Here is an 18,444-nt window from a genome sequence, read left to right on the forward strand (position 1 = left end):
GACCCCTTTTTGGCTGGTCACCTTCAAGGAACTGAATAGTATCGTCACAACATATTCAACGGCTATTCAAAACCCCCTTATGAAATTCCTCCCTAGCACAGCTTCAATTTGGCCCCGAGGTGCTGGTGTGCTCGAGTCCCGAATACCCTGGCAACTTCAGATCCCGGTGTTCCTTTTTGTTTACTTGGCTGTGTGTGTGACTCTCACATTCGCCACACCTGACGGCGAACAAATCACTTTCCTGAAAGTGCTCGAGGATCTTGGCGTCTACGTTCTATTTCTGAGCTTATGGACTGGTATCTATGCTCATTTCCGCCGTGAAATGACCTTGGGGTGGCTCGCGGCAATTGCCGCAGTTTCACTATTCCAAGAAGAGGTCAATTTTCTTAACCTGGGGTACGAAGGAATTTGCTGGATGGTCGGTCACGTACCCACCGGCGAAGAGCGCCAACGCGGAGACGTCTACACACTGGCTCTCGTTTTTACGAGCTTGATTTTGCGGTTCATCGCCCAGCGTGGGTTCCGCAGTTTCATGCGAATTCACATCACATTCTTCCTTGTGGCCTACACCACCTTCTTGTGCTGCATCCACTATCTCTTCGCTTACTACATCCAGGGCGAATTGCTGACAGAAAGGATGCGTTACCAAGAGGAACTGACGGCGACCTATCCGGGTCGGTTCAAGTATGAATGTGAGCGTCTACCCATCAAATGCTTTCAATGGGTGGGAAATGAAATCCCAGCTGAGGTTTTGGCTGCACCTTCTGCTCAAGGTATCCTAGAGTCGATCGAAAGCTCAAAAATGAGTGTTACCGGATGGCTAGAGGTCTTCCCTGCTACCGATAACGAATCCGATACCGTCCTGAGGGGGGTTAGCGCAAGCCAGAAGGTGATCATCACTGCTTACAAAAACGACACCCTACATCGGGCGGTTTTCGATGAAAAATTCCCTAGTCATTCCCTCAACGTCGCCAAGGTTGGTCTACTTTCGTTCTCAACCACATTCATAGCTGTGTGGTTTTTTGGTGGGATGCATCTGGTCTTTATGCACCAGGCCCGCAGGAAGTCAAAACCCAAGGGAGCAATTAAGTGATCCTCGACTATAAGCTTTGGAAGCAACAGGTCATCAGTCAGGCCGTCTCTGCACATGAACAGTCACTCCCTATGGTGAACCAGCTCGCCAATCCCCAGATAATGGCTCTTTACGACAAGATCCTTGGGGTTCTCACTGGGCCGCACACAATCCGAGTCCGCCGAGACCCGGGGCTGTTTGATGCACTGCGCCTAAGGAAAGCGCAGCGATCCTTCGCAAGCGCCCTCTATCATCATCAGAAAATTGCAGATCTGAACAAATAATATCGGTCAAAGTCGCTGAAATGGGGCTGTCTCTTTCCACTATTAGGGCATGAGATATTTCAAGGGCCCCGTCCAATGTACAGCGAAGCGAAATCTGCCCAAGCCTGGGATCTTGCAGATCCCAGGACCATGCGCTCGAATTTTTCCTCCGCCAGCTTCTACATCGTCATCGATGGGCTGGACCACCCTATCGTCCTGCAAACTGCCAAAACGATTAAAACTGCCCTGCGCCGCACGCAAGGGGTGAAGGTGCGAGGCCCTCTCGCGCTTCCGACTGTACGCAGACGTCACATCATTCTCCGAGAAGCCCTGTCCAATGGCTCCCGCGGTCTTTACTGCGCCAAAGCCAAACGAATCAGGAATGTCCTCCTGGTTGAATCTCCAACCTCGGAATCCATCATGTCGCTCGTGGCGTTACCACTGCCGGCGACTGTCAACATCAAGATCGAGTCGTACCAGAGCCAATACGACTTGAAGGAAGCTCAATAATGGCAAACGGTTTCTCACACGCCATGAAACACCCAAACATTGCCGTCCTCGAAACGCCCGAACCTGACTGGTTCAAAACAAGCCCTCAAAAGGGAACGTGGGCCAGTTGGCTCATCCATGGCAACCATTACGGGACATTGATTGACCTCCCGCCAAAGACTCAACTGGACATCGACCGAGGGAATTTCTTCATCGTCCTTCAAGGCTGCGTGGTTGCCTATGCACTTTCGCCAGATGTCCAGGGCAAGGGGATCTTCGTAGACGCCCTTCGGAAGGGTGACATAATCTGGCCACTTCAACCTAAGCAGGTACGGTTTGGCTACGAGACTCGAAGCCATACCTTCCTACTCGCTGTCTCAAAGTCAAAATACGATGAGTTCATGAAAGCGAACAGCTACAGCGAGACTGTTCTCATGGCCGCTGAACTGAACTTGATGACCAAGCATTCCCAGGCTGCGCAGTACCTATTTGCCAAGGACCTTGATCGCATCAAGCGGGTGATTACCATGCTGGTTGAGCATCCCGACTCACGCCCCACGGCCCGCGGTATAGAGGTCCATGCCAGCAAAGATGAAATAAGAACCCTTGCGGGGGTCGAGAGGCGGTCGGGCAGTCGCGCGTTCAAAGCATTGGAAGAGGAAGGGTTGCTGAAGTTTGATGGGTACAAGACCTTTTTCTTTCAATCACAATCTGAGGTTTCGGCATGCGCCGCAGTACGAACGTAGCTGTTAGCAAGATCGCCGCTTATGCAGAGGATCCGCGCAAGTTCGTTGGGGCCGGTGGTGGGGCATACAACCAACGTTTAGCCAAAATGGGTACCGCAGCGCATGGCCGGATCGGCGCGGGGCCAAGCAAAGGCGGATTTATTGCCATTGTGTTGGTAGCCATCGCCGCCCTGCTCTACTTTAAGGTGATTACATTCTGACATGCTGATCATTCTTGGAATTATTGTAGCGGCCCTGTCGCTGTATCTGGCCCTCAAAGCCAAGGCACCACTCGATATTTACAAGCAGTTTTCGCTGCCTGCAACTCAGTGGGTAATTGTAGGGACTGACCTAGGCAAGGGGCATCCACGAAAACGGCTCAGCGCACTCGGCGTAGCAGGTGAACCGGATGCCATTTTCCGCGGAAATCGTACAGGGCAAATTGTAATCGGTGAATTCAAAAACCGAATGTACAAGGGGTTCGTACGACGCCGGGAATACTACCAGGTGATGCTGTATATCGGCCTTGCTCGGGAGGCATTCAAAGAATCGAATGTGGTTGGGCTGCTGAGCTTTAGAGATGAGTGTGTGCAGATCCCGTTCGATGAGCAGCTATTTCGAGCTTTGGTTTCCATCAGGACTGAGGTACCCATTTCACTCAAGAACAGAAAGCCGCAAGATTCAAGGCCTCTGCATAAGCGAATGGGCATCACAGTCAAGAACCCGAAAATCAGGTTCCCTCGTTAGGCTTAGGCAACCTCTGCAAGCCGGTCGAATGCTGGGAAATACAGCACCTTTTTAACAGGGATGGTGATACCGGCATCTTTCACAGCACGCTCGTACTCATCCATTTTCGGCCGGTACCGCTCAACCTCCCGCGCAACAAAAGCGTCTTCGGACATACCCTCCGGGCAGTCCGGAGTTTTGTAGTCGCTGATCCAGTAAACCCCATCATCTTCAAAAGGTCGATCCAGGAAGCGGTGAACCCAACGTCCGTTACGGTATGCACTGACCTGCACCTCATGGCCACTGCCCGGACGCTTCTTCAAGATCCATTGCCCATGAATACTGTTTACGGTATTGGACAGCAGCCGGAGGATGCGAGCAACCGCCTGAGGAAACTCAGCAGCAGGGAAGCCTTCACGACGAAGCATCGATGCGATAGCCTGAGCCTTTGTACGCACGCGAGCTTCATCCCAGAGTTCGATACCCTGCTTACCGATCTGCTCTACAAACCAGTGGTAGACGATACCGATGGTCTTGGCGCGATAGTCGCTCCCCTCCTCCTCCCGCAATTCATCGTTCAGTTCATTTTCAGTGGGTACTTGGTCATTGCTTGCAGCCGGAACAAAGACCGTTTTAGGCAATTCGACTTTGTAGCTGGGAGCCAGGCGTGCCTTAGAGGGAACCCCAGAATCCGTAACTGCAACAATAGGGAATGCCGGGGCGACCGCTTTCACTTGGGCTCCAATAGCCGACCACAAGCACTCAGCCAACGAACCTGCTGCTGGCTTGATTTCCTTCTCTTTCTGGACCTCACCCTCGGCAGCAGGGAAACGGTCGACGCATACGAAAAGGTGGCAATCTTCTTTGGCCCGAGTCGTCCCCACGTACGCCGCCCGACATACTTCATCAGAAATATCCTTGCGAACCATGCGGCCAACGAATTTGAATAGACGACTATCAGGGGTGGTAGTGTCCAAGTCTCCGAGGTTAGGAACGACGGAAAAGACACCATCCATCTGGCGGAAGTAGAACAGAGGCGCATCATCTTTAGCCCCGCCTTTGTTTAAGCCAGGAATCAACACAATGTCGTATTCCAGGCCTTTGGAGCCGTGGCAAGTCATGACTGTTACCGCGCCAGCTTTTGGGCTTGCATATGCTTTGTCAATCGCGCGGAAAAAGGCCTGAGGGTCAATAAGGTCACCTGACTCCGTGTGTGAAGTGAGTAGCTTGAAGATGGTTTCCACATCGTCCATCTCGCCAGTATTTACCGTTGCAGGTCCGCCCAAGGCGATCCAGGCTGATTTAACAGCCCAACCCAGCTCTGAACCACGACTGGAGCGCTTCACTCCGTCCAGAACCTCCAAGAGCCTCAACACTCGGGTCAGTCCTTCGGAAGACAATTGAGCCTGCACGCCTTCGTCGCGTAGAGCATTCTCAATGACGTTATGCCCCCGGGCGACAGTCAAACAGTCTGCCCAGCTAAGACCAACGAACGCTGCCCGTAACAGTGCGATCCACGAAGCTCGATCAGCGGAATGCCAGAGTGAACGAATCAGTGAAATCACTTCAGAGACAGGGGCAGCCTCTCCAATGGGATCAATATCCTTACCGCGAACCTCAATTCCAGCCTCTTTTAACATCGGCAGAATGTGTTTCAGGTGCGAGCGACCACGTACTAGGATTGCGATCGACTTTGAAGGGTCTTTTGAAAGGGCTTCCTGAACAACCTTTGTAACTTCTTCGGCTTCACCGATTTGACCTGTGGCCACGGGGTGTACGCTCACACCGCCATCGCCTTTCCGGAACGCTACCGATGGGACGAACTCATAAGCTGAGTCTTTGAAGACCTCGGCATAGGTCGCGTTATTCCACTCAACGACGCCCGGCAAGGACCGAAAGTTGACAGTCAACCGGAGAATATCCATTTGCTTGGGCCCGAAAGCTTTCGCCTCGACAACTGACGTGAACAGATTCAGGTCAGCGCCACGGAAAAGATAGATCGACTGAAAGCCATCGCCGACATAAGCGATAGAACGATTGTCGGCCGGCTCCCAGTTCTCTACCAGCAGTTTCAATAGGTCGTACTGGGCCTGGTTGGTGTCTTGGAATTCATCAACCATGATATGCAGAATCCGGTCTTCTTCGAGCAAGGCGTCGCCGACAGTCTCACCAGCGCCGAGAGCTTGAATGGCGCGCTGAGCGATTTCAGGGAAGTCCAGTGAGTTTGTCCCTTCCATTGCCAGCGTCAGATTGGCCAACAGATACCGAAGAATTACCGTGAAGTGCTCGACCATTTTTGCTGAACGAGCTGGGTATTGAAGTTCTGGCAGGGTTGCAAGTGTGGCTAGGGCCTGAGCATATTCTTGAGAATGAGGGTTAACCTTGAGGTCAGCCAGAATTCCATTCATCTCAACTGTGCTGAAATGCTTAGCTGGGAATCCGTTGGCTACGGTTACTTTCGCCCGGAGCGTGCCGGTACTAGTCAGCATGTAGGAGGCAAATTGCCCGAAATATTCGAGCGTTTTCGCACTCGCAATGGCAGCGGGCATTTCCGCAGCCCACTCGAAACCATCAAGGGCACCGGAGGCAGATTTAAGACAAGTCATTGCACGTTCGAGATCAGATCCTGGGATCAGTGAAATAGCTTGTTGGGCAGCATGCAGAACAACTGAGCTGACCGCTTCCTGCATTTCAATAGTGTCCAGTGCCATGATACGGCCGGCCCACTGATCGCGTTTCATTAGTAGGTTTTCGAACAGTGGAACCAAAGCTTCAAATCGGTTTTTAGCGAAAGACAATACCGCCTCAAGCGCGTTAGAGAGAGCCTCAGGAATGTCGTTGTCGTTAACGGACTTGAGGGTTTCGAGAATCGCTTGACGATAGATGAGCGAAGCATCGTCGGTAGTTTTACCGCCACCCAGCCCGGACATGATTGGAGTTTTGCTTGCCAGTGAAGCGCAAAAGCTATCGAAGGTCATAATGCGCAGACGGCTAGGGTTCAAGAGAAGGTTCCAACCCATTTCCTTATCTCGATCCAGCACCAAACGAGCCAGACGGTATTGCGGGAGCTCATGGGCCAATTCAGGCTCAATGCCAGTCGCTGCCTGCTGCAACGCACCAATAACACGCTCTACAATTTCAGCAGCAGCCATGTTGGTGAATGTGATAGCCAGCACTTCCTCAGGGCGCTCCACGACTGTCAGGCAGGAAAGCAAGCGCATTTGCAAGGTAGACGTTTTACCTGATCCGGCCGGGGCCAGTAACAGTAGCGAGCGGCGAGGGTCGATAGCCAGGGCGCGCGCTTCAGCATCTGCAATGCTGAGACCTCGGATTCCAGCAAAAATAGGGTCCAGGTGCGGCAGAGCGGCGAAGGGTACGAATGCAGTCATGTGGTCAGCTCCAATTCAGATACACCCAGAATAACGTCGCCCCCGCGTGCCACCAGCCGCCAAAGTAATCTTTCAGGACGCAGGTCGGTAAACCCGGGATTGGACTAAAAGTTTTCGCATGCGGAATGTTTTAAGCTATGGGCTCCCCTTCGCTATGCATTGGGAGCCCGACTGACGCTTATCGTGCGATAGGCGCAATGTACTCGTAGCCGATTGGAAACCCCTTTCCACATAGGTCCAGAGTCGCTTCGCCACGGATGAAGCCAGCACTCATAGAATCCAACTGCCGGTTCCATGCATCCTTCTGAGCTTCCCATTTGTCCGAGGTATCGACGTCCTCTTGTCTGGCCTTCTTCCCTTCGACGAGATTGGCCGAAAAGTTTGAGCGAGCATGAAAACCGAGAGACTTTTGATTCACCTGAGCCAGCACAATGCCGTCGATTGGTTCTACTGAAGCGACACTGAGGTCGATCTTGGTCGCGTAGATTGGCAATTGAGGCTCTGTGAGGGTGGAAGCATTCAGACTGTTCATCCGCATCTCTTGGCCTGTCTTGTAGTCAAACACAACACTCCGAGAGACCGTTTGCTCTTCGTTCAAGAAGATGCGCTCCCGACGATCAAGGCTTACCGTCAAAGGTACCTGCCCAACAACGATGTCATGGCGTTCTTCAAAGCCGATAACCTCGAACTCGAATTCCCGCTTCTTTTCGAGCTCCAACCACTCAATGGTCAGGTCGACGATACGACGTTGCTCAAGCATGATCAGCTTCATGCCGTAGCGCCAGATCAGCTTGTATAGAAGGTCCTCGGAAGCCAGCTGAGTGTGGTGCTGGACCTTGGCTTTGAGCTCGGCAACCGAGAATGCCTTGAGTGCCTTGGAGGTCACCACCTCAGTCCAAAATTTTTCAAGCACAAGGTGGATCATTGTCCCTTGGATTCGAGGATCAAGGCCGATGATTGGTTGCGGAAACATGTTGGCTCGTAGGCGATTGCGCACGAATGAAAAGAATGGGGACTCTGCATAGTCCTTGAAGATGCGAACTCCACCCTTGATATCAGTTAGTTCGATATCGCTGACAGCTGGGGCCACCTCTTGCTCGTAATTATTCCTATCCAACTGGCCCATCAGGTCATCAAGGAAGTCACCCTTTGTTTCCAGGGTAGGTGCAGTTGCGGGCCACGTGCCAAACAACTCACTGGCCCCGATGGCCGCCCCCTTTTCGTTATGGCTGGGGCACGACACCGTGACGTCAGCGCTAGAGCTGAGGAGTGCGCACACGACACTTTGAGCATATGCGAGCATCCCTTCGCTAGAGGCGTCAGAAATCCCCGCATCAATCTGAAGATCGGTAGGAATGAAGGGTGATGGCTCAGCGCGGCCCGGCAATACGTTGTTCGATGCGCCAACGATCCATAAGGCGTCGAAGTTGAGGCCGATAGCATCCTCATAGCCCAAGATCGAAACTGGGGCCAAATGGCTGATACGGGGCTGGAATTGTCGTGTGTCTACGACCTCCCTGAGCCACATGAATGCTCGCTCATACTGAACAGTCCCGAGTTGAGCATCCAGTGTGCGGAACATTGCAAGCGCCTCAGCCCAAGCATTAAGTGTCTGGAAATTGGCACTGTCCAGTTCGCTCTGACCGGGCCAGCCCATATCGTTCAGGGCTTCGGTAAAATGGTCGGCCCACTCAGATGGATATCGGCTTTGCTCGCCGGACACCAACTTCTCAAGAAGTCCACCAAAGCGCTTTCGGAAATCAGGAACTGCATCCCCCTTGTATGCCCCAATAGCCCGCAGAAAATCCTTGCCACCCATGTTCAGGCCTAGGTTGTCACGGAACCACAGATCCAGAAGGGCACGGGTCGCAGACTCGCCCACATGGCCAGCAATCCAGCGAGAGCGCAGCACACGGCTGAAAGTCTCGGAATCTGCCTTGTCGGGCGTGATGGACAACAGATCCATAGCCGCACGGATCATGGGGCGGCTACCCAGCGTTGCACCACTGGAAATATCCCACGGCGCGCGTGTTTCACCATCCGGACCAGCAGGCATTAATGATCCTGGGCTCGTATGCAAGCTCAGCGCATCAAGCAAGGGGCCTTTGTAGGAACGGATGTCAGGTACGACGATGGCGAGTGAAGGTGCAGCATGAGGGGCGTCCACGAAGGGCAGCAGGTGATTTGACACCCATTGCGCGACCTCTAGCATTTCGCTCGCATTATTGTGGCTGCGCACAAGACGCGGGGTCGTCTTATCCCCCTCTGCTGAGACGATAATTACATCAGTACCGAGAGCCTCTAAGGCATCGAACACGGCCTTTTCTGCTGGGTTCAGGGACATCATGCCTACGATAATCACCCGCTCCGGGGGTTGAACATCGCCAGCCTTGATAGCCTTAAGCAGGAGCGTAGGGAGGTGAGCACGGAACACATACTGTTTTGCGCCGCACACGCTATCGAGTTGAGTCTTCCATTGGAGGAAAGCCTCAAACTCTTCTTTGAATCGGAAGCGATCACTATCCATCCCAATCAGGTACTTGTTTACCTGCGAGTACGCCACCCCAACTCGGCGAGCTGCGTTCGTGGAAGAGATCATGTTTGACGGCAGTAGGTCCGACTGGTCAATTACCGACTTCACAGTGGCCAACTCCTGAACAGGGTTGAGGGCTTGTTCGTCGGGCATCAGCTCCAACCAAGTGGTCTCAATCCACTTCGTGATGGTCATAATCTGCCCCTTGGTGAACCAAGCCTTCTTCCCACCTACCGCCTGGAGCAGTGCTGCTTGTAGCTTAATGTGTCGCGCGACACGCTCTGTCGAGGCCAGGACAACTGTCCCGTCTGTGATGTTTGAGAGGTGGCTGAGGAATTTCATTCGGGCAGATCTCCGTTTTCGATACACCCAGAATAACGGCGGTCTTTAGTGCCACCAGCCCAGACCAAATGAATCATTTCCAACGGAATGCGGCAAATGGGGTAGTGACATCCCACTATTAAGGTATCCGCTCAATGCTTGGTTGCGTCATATGTCGATCCAGAGGTTATCCCAGACTTCGCCTTGGGCACATGAGGGATCAGTGCCCGTAAGATTCAGCCTGGCATACCAGCCAGTCTTCAGTGTCATGGATGACCAAAGATCAGTAATAGCCTTTGAGTCCTTGCTTCGGATTTCTGACAGCACTGGGACTCAGGGGCCAGCTGCGCTTGTCGCGCGTGCAGAGTCTGATGGTTCGATTGTCGATATCGACCGCTGGGTTCTGGCCCAGGTGATCAATCAATTGAAATCCCGGCCGAGGCTTTCTGTCTGGATCAACACAAGCCAGTTGTCGATCGCGCACCCATCCTTCGTCGGAGATGCCGTGCAGACCCTCCTTGCAGCGAATGTGATGGGCAGGGTCACGTTTGAAGTGACTGAAACTGCAGACGTTGATGCTCACCTGCTTGCGAAGCGTCTTGAGGCTCTTCGTTTACAGGCGCTGACAGTGATGGTCGATGACGTGCGTGATGGTTACGCAAAGCGCTCGCTCTTGCTAAGCGACTCGGTTGTAGGCTGCAAACTCTCACGCGAGTCAACCATGGAGCTCATGGTGTCTGAGTCAGCGCGGGCAGAGGTGCAGCGTCTGGTAAAGCTTTGCCGTCGGCGAGGTAAGCAGGTTGTGCTTGAGGGAATTGAGACTATAGACGAGTTGTCACTGGCCAAGCATTTGAATATTGACCTGTGCCAAGGGTACCTGCTTGGTATGCCGGCAATCCCCTCAGAATTACAACACTTCGCCGAGATGCGCCCCTGACTGAGGGGCGCTACAGCGTATCAATACATTACCGAACGTAGTCCAGTTGTGAGTCGTTGATACGACCACGTGTCTCAAGCCATTGGCGAAGTTCTTCACGTGTTGCCTGATTCTTGCTTACCCAAGCTGTCGCCGACTGGGCCATAGATACACGTTTCTGAGAAACCATTTCGTTCATCAACTGAGGCAACTTCTCTGGGCCGTCAGCAATGATCTGACGTACAGAGTTGGTTACATACAGCGATTCGTAAATGGGAAGCGGCTTGCTTTTCCCGTCACCGCGTCGATAGACATGCTGCCACCAAAGTCCGCGTAGAACAGATGGCAAGATCCGAGCGAGTTTGGGATCGAGCAGCGAAGCCATGCGCGTTGGGATATCGATGGCACTGTCCGCATGGAGGGTACCCACAACACTGTGACCGAGGGATGCGGCGAGAACCGCTGCGTCGGCAGTTTCTGGGTCACGAATCTCACCAACCATAATTGTGTTGCGATACTGCCGGACGAAGTCACGGATCGCTTCTGCGAATGAGTCAACGTGCGTACCTACTTCACGCTGAATCACTCCCCCGCCCCGGAACTCAACTTCAATAGGATCCTCCACCGTACCGAGGTTTCCGCGTTTGCGCCCCAACTGCTCGATTGCTGAGATCATCGTTGTCGATTTACCTGACGACATCTGCCCCGCAAAAATGGTCAAGCCCGACCCCTCAAGAAGCGGACGTATCGCGTTCCAGTCCAACCCTAGATCTTTCTCAATTCGCGGTATCGAGCTCATGAGTTTACGCATGGTAATGACCTGGCCGCCCGAGGAGTCAGCCAAGATGCAGCGGTAACGTTCCCCGTTGAACGGGGTGGTGAAGTTTGCGGCCTTACGCTTGTTACCTCTACCCTTCTCAGAGAGCATTTTATCGAAGAAGTCTTTCCACGCTCCTGGAGGCTTCATTATTTCGAACCGACCGCTGTTATCTTCAGCCTCAAGGCTGTCCTTGGTCAGAGTGATGTTAGTCGCGTCCTCCGGCCTCAAGGGTTTGTCATTAAGATGACTGGTTGTGAGCACAGACACCGGGTTTCTCCTAGTACAGTTGAACGGGGCCACTGAGGCGGGGATCTAAGGCGTTGCGATTGATGGCATGTGCCACAAATCGCTTTGCGCCGAAGCACTCATCGTCAGGCTTGTTTGGTTTTGCGAACTCGAGAAGGCATGCGTTACGAAATTCGCAGGATGCACATTCAGGATTGTTGTTCCTACGCATCTGCCGACGCAGGTACAGAAGCCGCTCTCGCGAACAGAGGATGTCTCGAAAAGTCACCCCCGGCTCAAGGATGTTCCCAAATGAGTGCAGGTACTCCTTCCAGCCATCACGGTAATTGGGAAGAACCATGTCGCCATCGGGGAGGAGGAACAGTGTTTGGCCGGCCATGTTGCTCATGGCGTTGCCTTTGATCTTTTCCACGGCAAAGTGTGCTTCGCCGATCGCAGGAGCATTGACCCCACGCTCCTGCAGCTCGTACCAGTAGTCGAGCATTTCGATCATGAAGTCATTGAAGGCTTTCATGGTTGGGGCAAGTACTTCGTATTTGCCGGGCACGTCGTTCTGCTCATTGAGCATGAACGGCAGCCAACCCGACTCCTGAATTCCCATCTCACGTAGCTTATCCAGAGTGTGCCTTGGGCCCTGGGTCAGGAGGTCCGAGTTGACCACGCTGATGGTACCGACATTCAGACCTCGCCTGATCGCCTCCCGAACCTTGAGTTCCCACTTGCGTACATAGTTACCTGAACGCATATCGCCATCGTATGAGGTCTGTACATAGCCATTGCAGTGCTTCTTCCACAGCGGTTCCCATACATCGAGGTCGACACCAAGCATTGAGGTCAGCATCACATGACGTACTTGGTAGCCCTCTGCTGCTGGGAACTCTTCAGCCATCATCTGAACGTAACCTTCGAAATATTCAGGCCCGGCGGCAGTTGGCTCCCCACCGTAGTTGTACGCAATGATGGTTTTCTGATCCGGCTGCTGCTCCTCGAAATAGTCGTAGATCTTGCGACAAATGACCCGCAGATCATCGAGGGACATAACGCTCTTATCTGCTCGCTGCTCCTTGCTCAGATAGCAATGTTTGCAGTTATAGGGGCAGTGCAGCGTCGGCATTATGGTGAAAACGAAGTAACCATTTTCAATCGTGTCTGGCCGAAGGGCTGGGCCCATGAGTGAAAAGCTATCGCTGCCGGACTGCACGCAGCACCTCCTCATCGATAACGAATCGGCCTTGGCCAAGCTTGTTGGATTCCTCAATGAGGGATTCAGCTTTTCTGAAATACGGCGAAGAGGCGTCCTCTACGTAAATCGGGGTCGACTCAAGGTGGGTCTCGAATTCAACCTCTTCAGGCGTGCGCTCGCCGCTGCCCTGCCCTTGCTTTTTCTCCAGGGCAACGAGGGTTTCGAAACTCAGCAATTTCTTGGCAGCGCGGAAAATTATTCGAGCCAAGAGAGGGAAAATTGAGAAGAATCCTGGTGTTCTAGACTCGTCCACTTTCACCCCACCGCAATCAAGTTATTTCCCATCGCGCGCTCACGCTCGAGAACAGACTTTGGAAGTACGCCTTTTTCCTCGACCAGATGGCGCACGTACTTTATGAAGGTCTTGAAGCCCGGGCATTCGTCTTTCTGATTCCACTGCTCATGCAATACACCGCAGTTTGCCTGGCACAGCGTTCGCTCATCGCAGGTACGACATATCTCTGGCAATCGCCGTGCCTTCGCGACCTCTCGCAAATAACTTTTTGAAGTGAGAACATCGTGGACGGACGTCGTAAACTCAACTTCGGTAACACCACCCTCCCCAATGACCTCTCTCGTCTCAAAGACATTGCCGTGGGAAACGTAGTCGTTAGTGCCACCCTTTTCGATACAGCTGATCGTACGGCCGTCAGAGTCGAAATCCAGAGCGCCAGCGACGATTGGACATACCACGTCGTCCGAGGGGACGTTCCGGAACACAGCTTCAAGCCATGACTCGCAAGGATTGATCCAGAGGTCATCGATGTGATCACGCTTGGCCAGGTACCAGTCCATCAGTTCCATATAGAACTTTGAGGTTGCCGCGTGCTTGGGCTGAATGAGTTTTGCATTAAGATCCCCATCGCCCGATGGGATGAAGAAGCCGAAATGGACTTTCGTGAAACCCAATTGGTACAACTCTTCCATCATCGCAACGGCGCCGGCTTCGACAACAGGCTTAACTAGCGCAGTCGTGACAGCGAAATCTTTGGGGCCGTAGATTTCTGGTTGTCGGGATTCATTCATGAGCGTGGTCACATTGTTTCGCCAGATCTCTTCCTGCCTACCCTTCGTGAACCTGGTAGACCGCTCATAGGATGTTGATATCTTGTCGAACAGCCGGGCGACATCAAGCGCCTCTTTTGTCACAAGGTTGGTCACAATCGAGAATGAAACTGCTTGTGGGATCAGGGCAAGCAATGCCTTAGCTTTAGGCAATGCGCTTTCATAGAATGGGACTCCAAGCATCGAGGGTTCACCGCCGATGACGTGGATATCGACATGGTTGTAGCGCTGAGCGAAATTATGATCCGCCTGCATGTGCTCGACGATCCCAGCCACAATGTGGAGAAACTCCGTTTCGCTCATGTCAGGACTCTTGTCCTTTTTGTCGGACAAAATGTAGCAGTGTGAGCAACGTAGCTGGCACCGGCGAGTGACGTTGATCTGAAACAGGAATGTGCTGCGCCCCGTTTCGCCGATTGAGGTCAAGCCTGGCTGCATGGGGGCGTTCCTTTAAATAAGACTGATCGGAGGTCGTCGATTCGTCCGTCGCTATCAACCACCTCGGGTTTGTTTAATCTTGCTTGGCCAACGCGCGTGTAAGCACTCCCGCTTGAGTCAACGAACGATGACGGGTGGCTTGTCAAAACGACGTTGCGGGCGCTGATGAATTCGATCTCATCGTGGTTGATGATCGTTCGGTGTAGACGTCTTGAGAGGTATTTCCAGGCAGGGTTGATTCCCGCTGCATCCCGCTCTCCAGGACGTACCGGAAACAACACTTCACGACCTGGCTCACCACGGATATGTCCGTGACTAGTCTGAAAGGTCGCACCATCAATCAAGGTGACCCGGCTAGTGGCCATGCAAGCGCTGCAGAGAAATGAAAGGCATTCGGCCATAGAGACCCCGGAGGGTAATGACGGGAATCGACTGCGGACTTCCTCGGCGATCGCTTCATCCCAAGAGTTGAAGATCGCGACCGCATTTTTGCCATAGTCAGGATTGGGCCATGATTTGGCGTCCAGTGTGTCTGGGAGCATGACAACTTTTTTGCCCTGGTCGGCCAGGGAAAGGGCTGCACAAATCCCCACGAGGGGGTCATTTCCCATCACAATCGTGTCGGGACGTAGCGACCCGTAAATCCCGTCCACAAAGGCATCAAGAACACGTAATACAACTCCAGTACGCGTTAGCGAAACCGGAGCCGTTATTAGTGCATCCCTGAATTGAAGCCGCCTCAGCGGGAGGTGAACACTGCTCAACGCCAATCATCTCCATATCTCTTGCGCGGGTAAGCACGCATTACATTCTCTCGATAGCCGAATTGGCCAATCAGTGTGTAGCGCGCCTTGTCGCAAAGGATCTCAGACACGCTATGAACCCATCTCGGGTTCGTGTTAATCAGCCATACGGCTGTGCCATGGTTGGGCGACACAGCTTCTTTCACGACAACCTTTGATGGATCGACAAGCGCTCCCTTGTCGTCAATGTCACCCTCACCCAACAACAGCTGCCCGCCGTCTTCAGGAGTCCAGATTTCGTCCGATAGGTAGATGATCACCACCATCTGCATGGGGTCGTAGGAGTCGTGGTGCCATCCCATCGAGTCCCCACGCTTACCACGCTGGAGCATCACGTTAGTCCGGCTCCAGTCGCCCATATGGGCCCGGATGTGCTCTGTCTCTTTGCCCAGACCAATCAATTCCATGGGCCCCAGGTAGTCCAGCGGTACTGACAGGCTTCGCGAGGGATCATCTTCTTCCCACGACACCACATCAGGGCTGCCAGGCTTATCGGGCTGGAAATCATCCGCCTTCGCGGCCTTCAGAAAAGCGTCAGCAATGTGCCTAGGGATAGAGCTTACAGCGAAGCCATCCCTGTAAATCGAATTCAGGTGCTTCAAAATTCAGCCTCCACCATTGCGGCCAGTTTGGCCCTATCAAGACCCGCTGATTTGGTGTTCGCGTGCCGCATGTCGATTCTATGAAGCCAATCAACGACCTCACCTAACCCATGCTCGGCGACGCCTTGATCGATCAGTGAGAACAGAGACTTCCAACTTGTGCAGTGCTGGCTTCTGCCGTACATGCCACGCCCTTGAGCTGCTGACTCGAACATACAGCCACCCTGGCATTCAGTGAGATACGGACACGAACGACAGTTGTCGTCGAGACGGTTCGGCCGCTCACTGAGCATTGCAACCATTTCAGCGTCCCAAATGCTTGTGAGGGCATTGCCTAGCTTCCCTATTCCGCCATCGGCCATGTCTTGGCATACATAGAGATCACCATTCGGCTCAAGGGAGAGTGACCGCTTGGTGCAGTCGGACTGAAACGCACAGGCAGCGCCTACAGCTTGCTGCTGGCCAGACAGCGTTCGAACTCGTGCCTGAGTGAGGTAGAAGTAAGGCTCTACGATGATGGGTAGTCGCATGAACCATTGGCGGAAACCTGTTACAAATGCGTCCCTTGTAGCCTCTGCCCCCTGCAAAACCTGGCCTGGAGTGCCCCCCTGGAAGAGCGGGCGGAGAGTCAGCATTCTTTGATCTCTGGCAGAGAGCATCATTTGTCGGGCTACGCCGTTTAGGCCAGATTCATCAAGGACATATACGGCCCCCGGCACACTCCGCTCACGCCGAAGAGCGGTATCAGCCTCCTTCCAAATAAGACGGTACTTTTCTGGCGAACCAGCAACGGTCCGGACATCACTCATGTCATCTACAGAAGTACCAAGCCGACCTTCAAACAAATCGTAAAGTCGTTTTGCCCGGGCGGGAGAACCAATCAGATTACTCTGGACACCATCTACAAATTGAATCCCACGTGAGGCTGCCATGTCGCGCAAGTAGGTGACACACTCCAATAGCTCTGCGTGAGGTACCGTCAAAATCTCTCCGCCGATGTACTGGGCAGTGAGATGTGTCGGAGAAATACCGAGTTTTTGAAACCCTTCCTGGAATATGAAATCGATAGAGCGCTTGAAGTCATTTGCGGGCATTCGTGTCGACTGCGATTCCTGCCAGCTACTGCAATACCCGCAATCGGCATTGCAGGCCTTTGTCATTCGAATATGAAGCGTGAGTGGTGAGGGAATCATGCTGCTCGCTCCCGCATCTGAATCACCTGGCTACAAAATTGGATCATCTCCTCATGGCTTCCACCGATCGTTTCCGCTCCAACTGGCAGACAACCCTCAAGCTCCTGAATCGTCCGCATCATCAGCTTGGACAGATACCATTCGCCGCGGTAACGAATCTCATTGAAAACGGCGACCGGGTCGAACTCGAGGAAATGAAAATTGCCATAGACAATATGCCGATAGAGCTCTTCTCCACCTTCGTCGGCGGCTTCAACGTACCAGCCCGGATAGTCATCGATTTGGGCACCAATTGCATCGTAGAAAAAGAGCCGCTCTACCCACCTTTTTTCGAAGAGCTTTCCAGGCTTCATTGCTACTAGCCTGGCCCGGTCGAACTCAGTGAAATACTTGTCGTAGTTACCAGCAACGCAGTCCTCAATGAGTGGCACATCCTTGCCCTTGGCCACAGCAGTCGTAACGAGCCTCTTTGTCATTCCCCCCTGGCGCCGGCGAGCTTCTGTTCGTCTGAGATAGCCAGCTCGGTCCAACCTACCTACCGTGGTTTCATCTGCAAAGTCCCACACGCGCTTCAAACCAGCACAATCGCCAGACGCAATGAGCGATGACATATTTGGATCGAGATCCTTATGCCACGCCCACCCTCCTGAGCAGGTGATGGCGAATTTGCACGTCCCGCATGCTTGATAAGGCATCCGATGCCGAGAGACGTACTCAGGAGTGTTATTGAAGATGGCCTTCGCTGAGAACAGTGGATCGTGCACGGATAGAGTCTGGGTCGGGAAAATTGACTCATTACCGGTGTAGCTAGAATTGAACGTGACCTGCCCATTGGGCTCGATTTCTATGTCGTATGAGTCGTTGCCTGGATAGTGATAGTGCTCGCCTGATCGGGAAGCGGTTCGCATCTCCACAAGCGGGCTGATAGTCACACCCTGTGGAACCAAGGAGTTGAGTTCAAGCAGGTAGTCGGAAACATCTCCGTACGTACAGGTCTTCAAGAAATAGCTCTTACCGCTGCCGGCCGGATACAGCATGTCGCAGCTGATGTCAGTTATTCCACGGCTGACGAACTCATCGACGATGAATTGAGGGCCGCGCTCAATGACTCCTCGGCTCATAGTGATACACAGTGTTTTCCGTTTGATACCGGTAATGGCTTCAAGCGTCGCGAAATACCGAGGAAGTAGTTTGTCGTTTTTTAGAAACCTGTTGGTGTCGGGCTCCCACGGGACAAAAATGTCAATCCCGTAGCCAAACTCGGTTCCGACAGAGTTGAGGAGGTCAATGTAACCAGGGTCTTTGAAGATAAGATTTGTGCACCAGATCAACGCTGCCTCAGCGTCATAAAGGGTTTCCCAGGCCTTCATAGTCTTGAGGGTCCACGGCAGGTTCCGCTCCCAGAACTGGAGGGGCATCATGGTCAACTCCCCACCCAGCAGCTCCACGTTTATCTTGGTGACCTTTTTGTCGCGACAGAACAACTCCTCGATCCGCTGGAAGGACTCGCGGTAAGTACCTTCATCCATCATGCTTTTGTCCCGCAAAAGGGCGGGATCGACATAGCAATGGGTGCAACTGAGGTTGCACAATCGGGTGG

At 53.1% G+C, this 18,444-nt stretch carries 17 protein-coding genes; 8 read left to right on the top strand and 9 right to left on the bottom strand.

Features of this window, described 5'->3' with window-relative positions; all coding sequences use genetic code 11:
- The first annotated feature begins 127 nt into the window (after positions 1-127).
- The 6 genes from HBO10_RS23845 (at position 128) to HBO10_RS23870 (ending at position 3,296) form a co-directional block, all read left to right on the top strand.
- Positions 128-1,093, top strand: coding sequence for a hypothetical protein (locus HBO10_RS23845; protein ID WP_078465824.1), 966 nt, complete (start codon positions 128-130; stop codon positions 1,091-1,093).
- Positions 1,090-1,356, top strand: a complete 267-nt coding sequence (locus HBO10_RS23850) for a hypothetical protein (RefSeq protein WP_078465825.1) — start codon at positions 1,090-1,092, stop codon at positions 1,354-1,356. The genes HBO10_RS23845 and HBO10_RS23850 overlap by 4 nt, the downstream gene beginning before the upstream one ends.
- Before the next feature lie 75 nt (positions 1,357-1,431).
- On the top strand, positions 1,432-1,845 hold the full coding sequence (locus tag HBO10_RS23855) for a 30S ribosomal protein S10 (protein ID WP_078465826.1): 414 nt from the start codon (positions 1,432-1,434) through the stop codon (positions 1,843-1,845).
- Entirely contained in the window at positions 1,845-2,570 is a 726-nt protein-coding gene (locus HBO10_RS23860) for a Crp/Fnr family transcriptional regulator (protein WP_078465827.1), read from the top strand. Before HBO10_RS23855 ends, HBO10_RS23860 begins: the two co-directional genes overlap by 1 nt.
- Positions 2,549-2,770, top strand: coding sequence for a hypothetical protein (locus tag HBO10_RS23865; RefSeq protein ID WP_078465828.1), 222 nt, complete (start codon positions 2,549-2,551; stop codon positions 2,768-2,770). Before HBO10_RS23860 ends, HBO10_RS23865 begins: the two co-directional genes overlap by 22 nt.
- Before the next feature lies 1 nt (position 2,771).
- Positions 2,772-3,296 (top strand): hypothetical protein, encoded by a 525-nt coding sequence (locus HBO10_RS23870; protein WP_078465829.1) that lies wholly within the window; start codon positions 2,772-2,774, stop codon positions 3,294-3,296.
- A 2-nt stretch (positions 3,297-3,298) separates the two neighbouring features.
- Here HBO10_RS23870 and HBO10_RS23875 read toward each other — a convergent pair whose 3' ends face one another.
- Both HBO10_RS23875 and HBO10_RS23880 read right to left on the bottom strand, forming a co-directional pair.
- The gene (locus tag HBO10_RS23875) at positions 3,299-6,664 is read right to left on the bottom strand and encodes a UvrD-helicase domain-containing protein (protein WP_169904179.1); all 3,366 of its coding nucleotides are present in this window, start codon (positions 6,662-6,664) and stop codon (positions 3,299-3,301) included.
- 178 nt (positions 6,665-6,842) lie between these two features.
- Positions 6,843-9,539 (bottom strand): PD-(D/E)XK nuclease family protein, encoded by a 2,697-nt coding sequence (locus tag HBO10_RS23880; RefSeq protein WP_169904178.1) that lies wholly within the window; start codon positions 9,537-9,539, stop codon positions 6,843-6,845.
- A 151-nt stretch (positions 9,540-9,690) separates the two neighbouring features.
- Between HBO10_RS23880 and HBO10_RS23885 the strand changes: the two genes are divergently transcribed.
- The gene (locus HBO10_RS23885; protein ID WP_228759001.1) at positions 9,691-10,455 is read left to right on the top strand and encodes an EAL domain-containing protein; all 765 of its coding nucleotides are present in this window, start codon (positions 9,691-9,693) and stop codon (positions 10,453-10,455) included.
- Between the two features lie 28 nt (positions 10,456-10,483).
- On the opposite strand, the gene HBO10_RS23890 is transcribed toward HBO10_RS23885, so the two are convergent.
- Complete coding sequence (locus tag HBO10_RS23890) at positions 10,484-11,521, bottom strand: ATPase, T2SS/T4P/T4SS family (RefSeq protein WP_169904176.1); 1,038 nt, start codon at positions 11,519-11,521, stop codon at positions 10,484-10,486.
- 10 nt (positions 11,522-11,531) lie between these two features.
- On the bottom strand, positions 11,532-12,539 hold the full coding sequence (locus tag HBO10_RS23895) for a transcriptional regulator (RefSeq protein ID WP_228759000.1): 1,008 nt from the start codon (positions 12,537-12,539) through the stop codon (positions 11,532-11,534).
- A gap of 130 nt (positions 12,540-12,669) precedes the next feature.
- Here HBO10_RS23895 and HBO10_RS23900 point away from each other — a divergent pair, with 130 nt between their 5' ends.
- Entirely contained in the window at positions 12,670-12,966 is a 297-nt protein-coding gene (locus tag HBO10_RS23900; protein WP_169904175.1) for a hypothetical protein, read from the top strand.
- 32 nt (positions 12,967-12,998) lie between these two features.
- Here the strand turns inward: HBO10_RS23900 and HBO10_RS23905 are convergent, their stop codons facing one another.
- The 5 genes from HBO10_RS23905 to HBO10_RS23925 are packed head-to-tail and all read right to left on the bottom strand — an operon-like array spanning position 12,999 to position 18,376.
- Entirely contained in the window at positions 12,999-14,246 is a 1,248-nt protein-coding gene (locus HBO10_RS23905; RefSeq protein ID WP_169904174.1) for a radical SAM protein, read from the bottom strand.
- A complete protein-coding gene (locus HBO10_RS23910) occupies positions 14,231-15,010 on the bottom strand; it encodes a hypothetical protein (protein WP_169922122.1) in 780 nt (259 codons plus the stop codon). The genes HBO10_RS23905 and HBO10_RS23910 overlap by 16 nt, the downstream gene beginning before the upstream one ends.
- On the bottom strand, positions 15,007-15,651 hold the full coding sequence (locus HBO10_RS23915) for a 2OG-Fe(II) oxygenase (protein ID WP_169904172.1): 645 nt from the start codon (positions 15,649-15,651) through the stop codon (positions 15,007-15,009). The genes HBO10_RS23910 and HBO10_RS23915 overlap by 4 nt, the downstream gene beginning before the upstream one ends.
- Positions 15,648-16,844, bottom strand: coding sequence for an SPASM domain-containing protein (locus HBO10_RS23920; RefSeq protein WP_169904171.1), 1,197 nt, complete (start codon positions 16,842-16,844; stop codon positions 15,648-15,650). Before HBO10_RS23920 ends, HBO10_RS23915 begins: the two co-directional genes overlap by 4 nt.
- Positions 16,841-18,376 (bottom strand): radical SAM protein, encoded by a 1,536-nt coding sequence (locus HBO10_RS23925; RefSeq protein WP_228758998.1) that lies wholly within the window; start codon positions 18,374-18,376, stop codon positions 16,841-16,843. The genes HBO10_RS23920 and HBO10_RS23925 overlap by 4 nt, the downstream gene beginning before the upstream one ends.
- Positions 18,377-18,444: the final 68 nt, after the last annotated feature.

Source organism: Pseudomonas sp. WS 5503 (assembly GCF_012985385.1).
Lineage (GTDB): Bacteria > Pseudomonadota > Gammaproteobacteria > Pseudomonadales > Pseudomonadaceae > Aquipseudomonas > Aquipseudomonas paracarnis.

Excerpts from the sequence above, each read along its gene's own strand:
- HBO10_RS23900 (WP_169904175.1), top strand. The coding sequence starts at position 12,670 with ATGAGTGAAAAGCTATCGCTGCCGGACTGCACGCAGCACCTCCTCATC.
- HBO10_RS23865 (WP_078465828.1), top strand. The coding sequence starts at position 2,549 with ATGCGCCGCAGTACGAACGTAGCTGTTAGCAAGATCGCCGCTTATGCA.
- HBO10_RS23870 (WP_078465829.1), top strand. The coding sequence starts at position 2,772 with ATGCTGATCATTCTTGGAATTATTGTAGCGGCCCTGTCGCTGTATCTG.
- HBO10_RS23920 (WP_169904171.1), bottom strand. The coding sequence starts at position 16,844 with ATGATTCCCTCACCACTCACGCTTCATATTCGAATGACAAAGGCCTGC.
- HBO10_RS23880 (WP_169904178.1), bottom strand. The coding sequence starts at position 9,539 with ATGAAATTCCTCAGCCACCTCTCAAACATCACAGACGGGACAGTTGTC.
- HBO10_RS23885 (WP_228759001.1), top strand. The coding sequence starts at position 9,691 with ATGTCGATCCAGAGGTTATCCCAGACTTCGCCTTGGGCACATGAGGGA.
- HBO10_RS23875 (WP_169904179.1), bottom strand. The coding sequence starts at position 6,664 with ATGACTGCATTCGTACCCTTCGCCGCTCTGCCGCACCTGGACCCTATT.
- HBO10_RS23860 (WP_078465827.1), top strand. The coding sequence starts at position 1,845 with ATGGCAAACGGTTTCTCACACGCCATGAAACACCCAAACATTGCCGTC.
- HBO10_RS23895 (WP_228759000.1), bottom strand. The coding sequence starts at position 12,539 with ATGTCCCTCGATGATCTGCGGGTCATTTGTCGCAAGATCTACGACTAT.
- HBO10_RS23905 (WP_169904174.1), bottom strand. The coding sequence starts at position 14,246 with ATGCAGCCAGGCTTGACCTCAATCGGCGAAACGGGGCGCAGCACATTC.
- HBO10_RS23855 (WP_078465826.1), top strand. The coding sequence starts at position 1,432 with ATGTACAGCGAAGCGAAATCTGCCCAAGCCTGGGATCTTGCAGATCCC.
- HBO10_RS23925 (WP_228758998.1), bottom strand. The coding sequence starts at position 18,376 with ATGATGGATGAAGGTACTTACCGCGAGTCCTTCCAGCGGATCGAGGAG.